The organism is Bacillus cereus group sp. BfR-BA-01381, from assembly GCF_022663555.1.
Classification (GTDB): domain Bacteria; phylum Bacillota; class Bacilli; order Bacillales; family Bacillaceae_G; genus Bacillus_A; species Bacillus_A pacificus.
In genome coordinates, this window is sequence record NZ_JAKUFR010000357.1 from 1 (window position 1) to 215 (window position 215).

Here is a 215-nt window from a genome sequence, read left to right on the forward strand (position 1 = left end):
AAAATGTACCGGGGCTAAATACACCACCGAAGCTGCGGATTGATACCAATGGTATCAGTGGTAGGGGAGCGTTCTAAGGACAGTGAAGTCAGACCGGAAGGACTGGTGGAGGGCTTAGAAGTGAGAATGCCGGTATGAGTAGCGAAAGACGGGTGAGAATCCCGTCCACCGAATGCCTAAGGTTTCCTGAGGAAGGCTCGTCCGCTCAGGGTTAG

At 53.0% G+C, this 215-nt stretch carries 1 rRNA gene; it reads left to right on the forward strand.

Features of this window, described 5'->3' with window-relative positions:
* Positions 1-215, forward strand: a 23S ribosomal RNA gene (locus MR079_RS29025); the annotation flags it as partial.